The 9,929-nt window shown below is 56.2% G+C and carries 9 protein-coding genes and 1 pseudogene; all 10 read left to right on the forward strand.

Features of this window, described 5'->3' with window-relative positions:
- Positions 1 to 21: 21 nt before the first annotated feature.
- Positions 22 to 252, forward strand: a pseudogene (locus B3C1_RS20890) (BrxR family helix-turn-helix transcriptional regulator); the annotation flags it as partial.
- A 114-nt stretch (positions 253 to 366) separates the two neighbouring features.
- On the forward strand, positions 367 to 849 hold the full coding sequence (locus B3C1_RS20640) for a WYL domain-containing protein (protein WP_008485161.1): 483 nt from the start codon (positions 367 to 369) through the stop codon (positions 847 to 849).
- Between the two features lie 88 nt (positions 850 to 937).
- Positions 938 to 3,637, forward strand: coding sequence for a CRISPR-associated helicase/endonuclease Cas3 (locus tag B3C1_RS12260; RefSeq protein ID WP_008485162.1), 2,700 nt, complete (start codon positions 938 to 940; stop codon positions 3,635 to 3,637).
- The gene (gene casA / locus B3C1_RS12265; protein WP_008485163.1) at positions 3,634 to 5,220 is read left to right on the forward strand and encodes a type I-E CRISPR-associated protein Cse1/CasA; all 1,587 of its coding nucleotides are present in this window, start codon (positions 3,634 to 3,636) and stop codon (positions 5,218 to 5,220) included. The genes B3C1_RS12260 and casA overlap by 4 nt, the downstream gene beginning before the upstream one ends.
- The gene (casB, locus tag B3C1_RS12270; RefSeq protein ID WP_008485165.1) at positions 5,220 to 5,729 is read left to right on the forward strand and encodes a type I-E CRISPR-associated protein Cse2/CasB; all 510 of its coding nucleotides are present in this window, start codon (positions 5,220 to 5,222) and stop codon (positions 5,727 to 5,729) included. Before casA ends, casB begins: the two co-directional genes overlap by 1 nt.
- Before the next feature lie 34 nt (positions 5,730 to 5,763).
- Positions 5,764 to 6,843 (forward strand): type I-E CRISPR-associated protein Cas7/Cse4/CasC, encoded by a 1,080-nt coding sequence (gene cas7e / locus B3C1_RS12275; RefSeq protein WP_008485166.1) that lies wholly within the window; start codon positions 5,764 to 5,766, stop codon positions 6,841 to 6,843.
- 11 nt (positions 6,844 to 6,854) lie between these two features.
- Entirely contained in the window at positions 6,855 to 7,583 is a 729-nt protein-coding gene (gene cas5e, locus B3C1_RS12280) for a type I-E CRISPR-associated protein Cas5/CasD (protein WP_008485167.1), read from the forward strand.
- Entirely contained in the window at positions 7,583 to 8,464 is an 882-nt protein-coding gene (cas6e, locus tag B3C1_RS12285; protein WP_008485168.1) for a type I-E CRISPR-associated protein Cas6/Cse3/CasE, read from the forward strand. The genes cas5e and cas6e overlap by 1 nt, the downstream gene beginning before the upstream one ends.
- A 10-nt stretch (positions 8,465 to 8,474) precedes the next feature.
- Positions 8,475 to 9,392 (forward strand): type I-E CRISPR-associated endonuclease Cas1e, encoded by a 918-nt coding sequence (cas1e, locus tag B3C1_RS12290; RefSeq protein WP_008485169.1) that lies wholly within the window; start codon positions 8,475 to 8,477, stop codon positions 9,390 to 9,392.
- 1 nt (position 9,393) lies between these two features.
- On the forward strand, positions 9,394 to 9,687 hold the full coding sequence (gene cas2e / locus B3C1_RS12295; protein ID WP_008485170.1) for a type I-E CRISPR-associated endoribonuclease Cas2e: 294 nt from the start codon (positions 9,394 to 9,396) through the stop codon (positions 9,685 to 9,687).
- The last annotated feature ends 242 nt before the right edge of the window (positions 9,688 to 9,929 follow it).

The raw sequence follows: 9,929 nt of genomic DNA on the forward strand, positions 1-9,929 counted from the left end.
GGATGCAATCGTCTGTTTGATATCAAAGAGCGTTTTAGGGTCATTGAACTCATTGTTTGGTGGGAAGGAAGGGTCACCACTGGCCATCTATGCCATTTTTTTGCGGTCGGCCGTCAACAGGCGAGCAAAGATTTGGCGAGCTACAGGACTCAGTTTCCGGGGCAGTTGCATTATGGCCAGTCTCAAAAGGGGTATCTGCCCACTACCCATTTCAAACCTCGGTTTATTGGCCTCGATGTCAATGAGTACCTGGATTGGATAACCGCCCAGCAGCGCTTAAGCACATCTCCCCAACCAGCCTACAGTTTGCCCTTTAGCCAGGTATTTCCTGCCACTCGGCAAGTCGATGCCACTTTGATCCGTCCTATGGTGCGTGCCCTTCGCCAGCAGCAACGGCTAGAGGTGGACTACCTCGGCGTCACCAACCCCAGCCGTGAAGGGCGGGTGATAGTCCCCACCCGTTTTGTCAAAACCGCCCAGCGCTGGCACCTGCGTGCTTGGTGCGAGCAAAGTCAGGGCTACCGCGACTTTGTGCTAAGCCGCTTTCGTGGCGAGCCCGATCTGCTGGGCCGGCCCTTGACCCCCTTGCCAGAAGACATTGCCTGGCACACCCACATCACCCTTTGCATCAGACCCGACCCGCGCCTGAGCCCCGCCCAACAAGCCGCCCTGGCCGCCGACTACGGCATGGCAAACGGTGAGCTTTTGCTCCCAAGCCGCGCCGCCCTTGCCAACTACCTGCTACTGGATATGCACATCCACACCAAGATGCTCGACGGCAACCCCGCCGCCCAGCAGCTTATTCTCGCCAACATCGACGAGGTTAAGCCCTGGCTCTTTGGCGGCTGACCTGTCGCCTCAGGCGACATGTGAAAAACCACAGTGTTGGCAAGAAGTTAGGAGAGGGTAAGGTGGGCAAGGAAGCCAAGGAGCCACGATGAGCGACGCCATTTACCGTTACTGGGGCAAAGCCCGCAAAGACGACAACCTGCAAGGGGATGCTTATCACTTGCTGCCCTACCACAGCCTGGATGTGGCGGCGGTAGGCTGGTGGTTACTCTCAGAGCGTTTCGGTTATGGCGCCATGCTGGCCAAAAAGCTGGCGTTGCCACAGGCGCAGTTACAGCGGCTGTTTGCCTTTTTCTTAAGCGTGCATGACTTGGGGAAATTTGCCCGGGCCTTTCAAAATCTGGCCCCCGACCTGTCAGATAAGCTTGTACCGAGCCTGGATGCCTACCGTTACACCGAGCGCCATGATTCATTGGGGTTTTGGCTCTTTAAGCAATCTGAAGTCATTAAAAGTCAGCTGGCTGACCGCTGCTGCTTACCGGCACGTAAGATAGCCAGCTCCGGCACGCTGGATTGCTGGCTGCAAATTGTCACCGGTCATCACGGCCAACCACCGAAGGCGCAATTAAAAAGACCCGAGCATTTTTTTACTGCCGACGATATGGCCGCGGCCGAAGCCTTTTTTATGGCGATGTTGGACTTGTGGCTGCAGCCCGAAGATCTGCCGCTGTTGGTCGACCGCGCGTTGAAGGCGGCACTGATACAAAGCTCATGGCAGTTGGCAGGGCTGGCGGTATTAGCCGACTGGCAAGGCTCAAACCAAATCTATTTCCCCTACCAAAAAACGCCGCAAGCACTCGGTGCCTATTGGCAAGAACGCGCTAAACCTCAGGCGCTAAAAGCATTGCAGCAAGCAGGTATTGAAGGCATTGCTGCAGCGCCCTTTACCTCCATCAAGCGACTGTTTCCCTTTATTGAAACGCCGACACCGCTGCAGCAGTACGCTATTGAGCAGCCGCTGAGTGACGGCCCCCAGCTCTTTATCCTCGAAGATGTCACCGGAGCTGGTAAAACCGAAGCCGCGCTGACCTTGGTGCATCGGCTGCTGGCGCAAGGGTCAGCTGGCGGGCTTTACATTGGCTTACCGACCATGGCCACCGCTAATGCCATGTATCAGCGTCTGGCCGAATGTTATGGCCGCTTGTTTACCGATGAAGCAAGGCCTTCGCTGGTGCTCTCCCACGGTGCCCGCCATCTGTCTGAAACCTTTCGCCAATCGGTGATGTTGCCGGAGCAACCAGTAGATTTGGCTTATCAAGCAGAAGAAGCCTCTGCCTCGGTGTATTGCAATGAGTGGCTGGCCGATAGCCGCAAAAAAGCGCTGTTGGCTACCGTGGGCGTTGGCACCCTCGACCAAGCACTACTCAGCGTCTTGCCCGCGCGCCATCAGTCCCTACGCTTACTCGGGCTGGTGGGCAAGGTATTGCTGGTGGACGAGGTGCATGCGTACGACCCCTACATGCGTACCTTGCTGGCGCGGCTGTTAACCCTTCATGCCCGCCAAGGCGGCAGTGCTATTTTGCTTTCTGCAACCTTACCCCAGACCATGAAAAGCGAGTTGCTAGAGGCTTTTGCCAAAGGACTGGCGCAATTGGCGCCTTGCCTGACGGCAAGCAACTACCCATTAGCCACACAGTTTCCAGCCCCTAATGGCGAGAGCGAACGGCCCCTTGCAACCCGGCCCGAGGTGCAGCGCACCGTCAGGCTGGAAAGGCTCGATGACGAAGCCGCCGCTTTGGCCCTTATTGAGCAGAGCGTTAGCCAGGGCCGGTGTGTGTGCTGGGTGCGCAACACTGTCGATGAGGCAAGAAAAGCCTACGCCGCCCTTGCCAGTAAAGGCCTGAACCAACAGCAGCTCACGCTTTTTCACAGCCGTTTTGCCATGCAAGACCGCCAGCGTATTGAGCAGCAGATTCTTAGCCTTTTTGGCAAGCAAGGCGACGGTAGCCAGCGCCGTGGGCAAGTGCTGGTAGCTACCCAAGTGGTAGAGCAAAGCCTGGATCTGGACTTTGATGTGATGATCTCCGATCTCGCCCCCGTTGATCTTTTACTGCAAAGGGCCGGGCGCTTGCACCGCCACACCAGGAATGTAGCGGGCGCGCCGATGAAAGGCCGTGATGAGCGCGCCACCCCGGTTTTTTATCTTCTCTCGCCATCGCCCACTACCAATGCTGATGACAGTTGGCTCCCAAAAGGCAACGGCTCTCGCGCTGTCTATCAGAACCTGGCGCTGCTGTGGCGCTCTGCTGTTGTGCTCTTGGAAAAAGGCCATTTTTGCATGCCAGAAGATGCGCGCTTTTTAATTGAGCAGGTCTACAGCCCAGACACCCCGCTACAAGCCCCTGATGCACTTTTAGACAGCGCCTATGAGCTGGAAGGCCAGCACAAGGCAGCGGTGAGTATTGCCAACGCCAATGTCTTGAACCTGGACCAAGGCTACAGCCAAAGCAGTAACGCCACCGGTTGGGGGGAGGAGGTGAATATTCCCACCCGCCTCAGTGACAACACGGTCTCGGTGGTTTTGCTAGCCCAAGATGGCCAGGGGCACTGGCACCCCTATGCAAAAGGTACAGATTTTCCCTGGGATCTGAGCCAGTTGAGCCTGCGTGAACGGCAATGGCAACAGGCCGAACAGACCCTGGATCAAGCGACAAGAGAGCAACTGCAACGCCTGAAGGACAACATCCCTGCCTTGAAATGGCAGCAGCTATTCCCCCTAAGCGGCCCATGGCAGGCGTTTTATAGCGCCGAGCAAGGTTGGCTTGGTGAACAAGGAGAAAAGCGATGAACTTGATTGAAGACCCGTGGATCCCCGCCATAAGGGCCGATGGCCGTCAGTGCCGGATAGCGCCCTGGCAGATCGCCGAAACCGACAACCCGGTCGTGGAATTGGCCGCCCCGCGTGCCGACTTCCAGGGCGCGCTCTACCAGTTTTTGATTGGTTTGCTGCAAACCGCCACGGCCCCAGAAGACAGCGAGCAGTGGAGCGATCTTTACCATGAGCCGCCTCTAGCAGATAAGCTGGCTTCAGCGTTTGGCGCTTTCGCCCCGGCTTTTGAGCTATTCAGTGAAGTGGGCAAACCTGCCTTTTTACAGGATCTCACCTTGCAAGAAGGCGAGGCCAAAGGCATTGCCGGGCTATTGATTGATGCGCCCGGTGGCAAGACGGTTAAAGACAACCTGGATTTTTTTATCAAGAGTGGTCAGGTCGAACAGCTTTGCCCAAGCTGCGCCGCCCAGGCGCTGTTTACCTTGCAAACTAATGCGCCTTCAGGAGGCGTTGGCCATCGGGTTGGACTGCGCGGCGGTGGCCCGCTAACCACGCTGTTAAAACCTGCTGGTGCTAGCACCTTGTGGCAAAAGCTGTGGCTCAATGTGCTCGACAGCAGCAACGGGCTGCAAAGCGCCAATACTGTGCTGAGTGCCGACATTTTCTCGTGGCTGGCGCCAACACGTGTATCGGATAAAACCGGCCAAGCCACCTTTCCTGAAGAGGTAGCGCCACTGCAAATGTACTGGGGCATGCCACGGCGCATTCGCTTAGAGAAGCAACCTGGTTTTTGCCAATGCAGCCTCTGCGGTGGTGAAACCGAAAGCAGCGTCAGCCACTTCATTACCCGCAACTACGGCACCAACTATGACGGTGCCTGGCTGCACCCGTTAACCCCGTATCGTATTGACCCGAAAAAAGAGCAACTACCGCTGTCACTCAAGGGGCAAAAAGGGGGGCTGAATTATCGCCATTGGTTGGGATTGGTACTCAGGGATGACGAGAACGGCGACCAGGCCGCCAAGGTGGTTCGCGATTTTCAGGCGACCAAAAGCGCCTTGCTGGATGCCGCCCAACCGTTGCAGCTGTGGTGCTTTGGCTACGACATGGACAACATGAAAGCCCGCTGCTGGTATGAACACACCTTGCCGGTGATGCAGCTTGGCGCCTCCCAGGCAGAGTTAGTACAGCAATGGGCGCAGGTTTTGGTTAATTGTGCCCGTGAAAGTGCCCAGTTACTGCGCCAGCACATCAAGCAAGCCTGGTATCGGCGCCCCAAAGATGTGGGCGGGGATATTACTTTTATCGATGCTGCGTTTTATCAGGCCACTACTGGTGATTTTTATAAGGCTTTGGCTGCCCTTGCCAGGCATAGCCAAAATGACACATCACCCCCGCAAGCACTTTATGAAGGCTGGTTCCACACCCTTAAAAGGGCGCTGGAAACGCAATTTGATCAGAGCGCGCTCAATGCCACCCCCGAAGCGATGGATCTTAAAAGAGTAATGGCCGCTAGGGCTGCGCTTTTTAAAAACTTTCATTCCAGCAAACAGATTAAACAAATAAAGCCGGCTAAACGCCCATTGAAGGAGACCGCTTGATGACCGAACACAACCTGCACGGCGCCAGCCCGGCGGCGCTTCGCCACTGGCATAGCGCACTAGACGGGCAGCGCGGGATGCGTGCCCAACTAAGGCGCATCGACCGCCCTGAGGATGTACTGCTCAGCGAAGCCTTCGCCGCTTTTTTAGCGCGTCTGCCGGAAAGCTGGCGCCATGAGCGGCACTTAATGGCCAGCGCCCTGGTGGCCTCGGCCTTGGCCTGGGTGCAACACGATGAGCAAACCAGCAGTTTTGCCAAGCAGCTCAAAGGCAAGGAGGAGCGCCCACTGATGAGCGATATGCGCTTTAAACAACTGTTAAAAAGCCGCACCCCAGAAGAGTTCTACCGCCGTTTGTTAAGGGCCATACGGCTCCTGAAAGGGCAGGTGAATGTGCTGTCACTGACCGCCGATATTTTGCAGTGGTACCAAGAGTTTACCCAAGGCCCCGAGCGTAACCCGGTTAACCGCCTGGCTGTTAAATGGGCGCGGGATTACTACGCCGCCTGATAACCAACAACCTCATTTTATTAAGGACAAAACCATGAGCCGTTTTCTTCAACTGCACCTTTTAACCAGCTACCCGCCTGCCAACCTCAACCGTGACGATCAAGGCAGGCCAAAAACCGCCAGAATGGGCGGCGTTGAGCGCCTACGAGTATCCTCACAAAGCCTTAAGCGCCACTGGCGCACTTCTGAGCTTTTCCAGCAAGCGCTGGCAGGCCATGTGGGGGTGCGCACCAAAATGCTGGGCCGCGGCGTTTACGACAAACTGGTTGCAGCCGGTATCAAGGAAAAGCAAGCCAATGAGTGGGCCCAGGCCATTGCCGGTGTATTTGGTAAAAGCAAAAAGGCCAGCAAAGATAAACCGCTATTGGAGCTGGAAATTGAGCAGCTAGTGCACATTAGTGGTGACGAACAAGCCGCCATTGATGCATTGGTGGCGACCCTCATTGATGCACAAAGATCGCCCGAAGACGAAGAGTTAGAGCTGCTGCGTCATAACACCAGCGCTGCCGATGTGGCGCTATTTGGCCGAATGCTGGCTTCCAAACCGGCCTACAACATCGAGGCTGCCTGCCAGGTCGCTCATGCGCTGAGCGTACATCCGGTAGTGATTGAAGACGACTACTTCACTGCCGTTGACGATCTCAACGATGGCCAGGAGGACAGCGGTTCGTCGCACATTGGCGAAACAGGCTTTGCCGCAGGTCTTTTCTATAGCTATCTGTGCATTAACCGCGAACAGCTTATCGATAACCTGGGTGGCGATGTGGCCTTGGCTGATAAGGCCATAGCTGCACTCATTGAAGCTGCCGTCAAAGTGGCACCTTCGGGTAAACAAAACAGCTTTGCCCAGCAAGGCTATGCCAGCTATGTGCTTGCCGAAATGGGCGAGCAGCAACCTCGTTCACTCTCCGCCGCTTTCCTAAAACCGGTTGAACCCAAAGGCTGGCAGGAGACCGACTACCTGGCGCAGGCCATTGAGCAACTGCAAAACCAGTACACCAAGTTCGACAAAGCCTATGGCCAGTGTGCCACGGCGCGCTATGAGCTGAATGTTAATGCCGAGCAGGGCACCTTTGCGGCCTTACTGGATTTTGTGGCCAGCGCTAACCATTAACGGAGGCGAACATGGACTATCTCGTCTTTCGGCTTTACGGCCCCATGGCCAGTTGGGGGGATATCGCCATTGGCGAATCGCGCCACAGCCATCCGGGCCCTACCAAGGCGGCTGTGATGGGGTTAGTGGCTGCGGCGCTCGGTATCAAGCGTGAGCAGGAGGCGCAGCACCAGGCGCTAAACCGTGGTTACCAAATGGCCACCGCTGTGCAGCCTGGGCAACTCCTTCGGGACTATCACACGGTGCAGGCTCCCGACAGTGTCGGCAAGTTTCGCTATCGCACCCGCCGCGATGAACTCATCTTGGGTAAAGAGCGGCTAGGTACGGTGTTATCGGCCAGGGAGTATCGCACCGATGCCGAAGCTTGGGTGGCGCTAAAGCCTGCTAGCGACGCGCCATTTTCACTGGACGCCTTGGCTAATGCCTTGAATAACCCTGTGTTTGTCCCTTATTTGGGGCGTAAAGCCTGCCCACTGGCGGCGCCGATGGAACCGCAATGTGTTGCGGCAGACAATTTTAGTGGAGCCTTTGCCGCTTTTAAGCCGGTCGTCACGGCGTTTGCGCCAGCAGACGGCTTAACCGAGCATTACTGGGAAGGCGAACTCAGCGACTTTTGCGATGACCCCGCCCAGCACCAGCAAACACTGCAAATCGTTGTGCATGACAAACTGCTGTCACGCCAGCGCTGGCAATTTGCCCCTCGTCATCTCTATCACCTGTCGACCATGGAGGTGGGCTGATGTATCTCTCCCGAGTGACCTTCAAGCCGGATATTGCCGAAAATACTCAACTGACCAAAGTGTTAGAGGCCAATACCTACGGTTACCACCAACTGCTTTGGGATCTGTTTGCCCAGAAAAAACGCGACTTTCTATACCGAGCCGAGTTTGCGCAAGAGCAGTTGCCTGATCGCAGTGCGGTGCGTGCTCAGCCACTCTTTTATGTTTTATCAAAAACAAAGCCAGCGGCAGATTCACCGCTTTTTAGAGTAGAGAGCAAAGCCTTTTCACCGGAGTTAACCGCCGGCAAGCGTTTGAATTTTCGCCTCAGAGCCAACCCGGTTGTGACCAAAAACGGCAAACGCCATGATTTGGTGATGGACGAACAGGTTGCCTTTTCTCAGCGCATCGTCAGCGCTCTCGGTGAAGTGCCTGCTGAACGTAAAGCTGAGCTTCGCTTGCAGTTAAGTCAGCCCAAGCTGCAAGCGCGGCTACAAGACTGGCTGCAAACCTATCTGCATAATAGCCGCTATTTTGCCGTAAGCGAGCAACTGGCTACCGCCAAATTACTGGAACTCGCTACCCAGGAAGCGGTGTCCAGGCGTTTGCAGCAATGGCTATGTCAAAACCCGAGTCGTGAGGGTATCGCCAGTATTGCCACGCACCTCGTTGAAGATGAAATGAGCGAACAGGCCTGCGAAGTCGCCAGTTTTCAGTGGCAGGCCTATCAGGCCCATTCCATTGCTCCCAAAGGCCCCAAGGCCCAGTTCCGTTCGGTAGATATGCAAGGCGAACTGGTTGTTAACGAGCCGGAGCGTTTCCTAGAGATGCTCATTAAAGGCATTGGGCCAGCCAAAGGTTTTGGCTGCGGTTTGATGTTGGTAAAAACAGCATCAATGTAAGGACACCGCCATGGCCTTTATCCCCTTAAGCCCGATCCCGCTTAAAGACCGGGTCTCGATGATCTTTTTGCAGTACGGGCAAATCGACGTGATCGATGGCGCCTTTGTACTGGTAGACAAAAACGGCGTTAGAACCCATATCCCGGTGGGCTCTGTTGCCTGCATCATGCTCGAGCCCGGCACCCGGGTCTCCCATGCGGCTGCCAAACTGGCGGCGACGGTGGGTACGCTACTGGTGTGGGTGGGGGAGGCTGGGGTGCGGCTCTATGCCAGCGGCCAGCCGGGCGGCGCCCGCTCTGACAAGCTCTTATACCAAGCCAAATTGGCTTTGGATGAAGAGCTACGCCTCAAGGTGGTGCGTAAGATGTTCGAGCTGCGCTTTGGCGAGCCGGCCCCCAGCCGCCGCTCTGTCGAACAGTTGCGCGGCATTGAAGGGGCCAGGGTGCGCGCTACTTATAAGCTGCTAGCCCAGCAATACGGTGTTAAGTGGCAGGGGCGGCGCTATGACCCAAAAGACTGGGCCCGGGGCGACAAGGTTAATCAGTGCATCAGCGCCGCTACCGCTTGCCTTTACGGCATTACCGAGGCGGCGGTGCTGGCGGCAGGATACGCCCCGGCCATCGGCTTTATCCATACCGGCAAGCCGCTGTCTTTTGTGTATGACATTGCCGACATCATCAAATTTGACACCGTAGTGCCCCGCGCCTTTGCCATTGCCAGCAAGCACCCCAGCGAGCCGGACAAAGAAGTGCGGCTGGCCTGCCGTGACATTTTCAGAAGCGACAATGTGCTGGGTAAGCTCATCCCTTTAATCGAAGAGGTGCTGGCCGCCGGGGAAATAAGCCCGCCGCCGCCCCCGGCCGATGCCCAGCCTATCGCCATTCCCGAACCCAAGCCGTTGGGCGATGCCGGCCACCGGAGCCAATAACATGAGCATGCTAGTGGTGGTGACCGAAAACGCGCCGCCAAGGCTAAGGGGCCGCTTGGCCATCTGGCTGTTGGAGGTGCGGGCCGGTGTCTATGTAGGGGATGTCTCCAAGCGGGTAAGGGAAATGATCTGGCATCAAACCCGCCAGTTATTGGAAGAAGGGAATGCAGTGATGGCCTGGGCCACCAACAGCGAGTCGGGTTTTGAGTTTCAAACCCTCGGGAAAAACCGCCGCGAGCCGGTAGATTTGGATGGCTTACGGCTGGTCTCTTTCTTACCCATTGAAAATCAATGAGTTAGTGCTCTTTAACAAAATGGATTTTGTGATAAAACCCTGGTGGATTTTTTAAGGCTGAAAAAGGCTTTAAAAAACAATACTATCCATTAAGAGCGTTCCCCGTGCCCACGGGGATAAACCGGCCGCACTTCTGCGGCCTGGTTGTAATGCTCAGCGTTCCCCGTGCCCACGGGGATAAACCGCTGATGCGGATAGAGCAGGGCGCCGAAATGGGGCGTTCCCCGTGCCCACGGGGATAA

The organism is Gallaecimonas xiamenensis 3-C-1, from assembly GCF_000299915.1.
Taxonomy (GTDB): Bacteria; Pseudomonadota; Gammaproteobacteria; order Enterobacterales; family Gallaecimonadaceae; genus Gallaecimonas; species Gallaecimonas xiamenensis.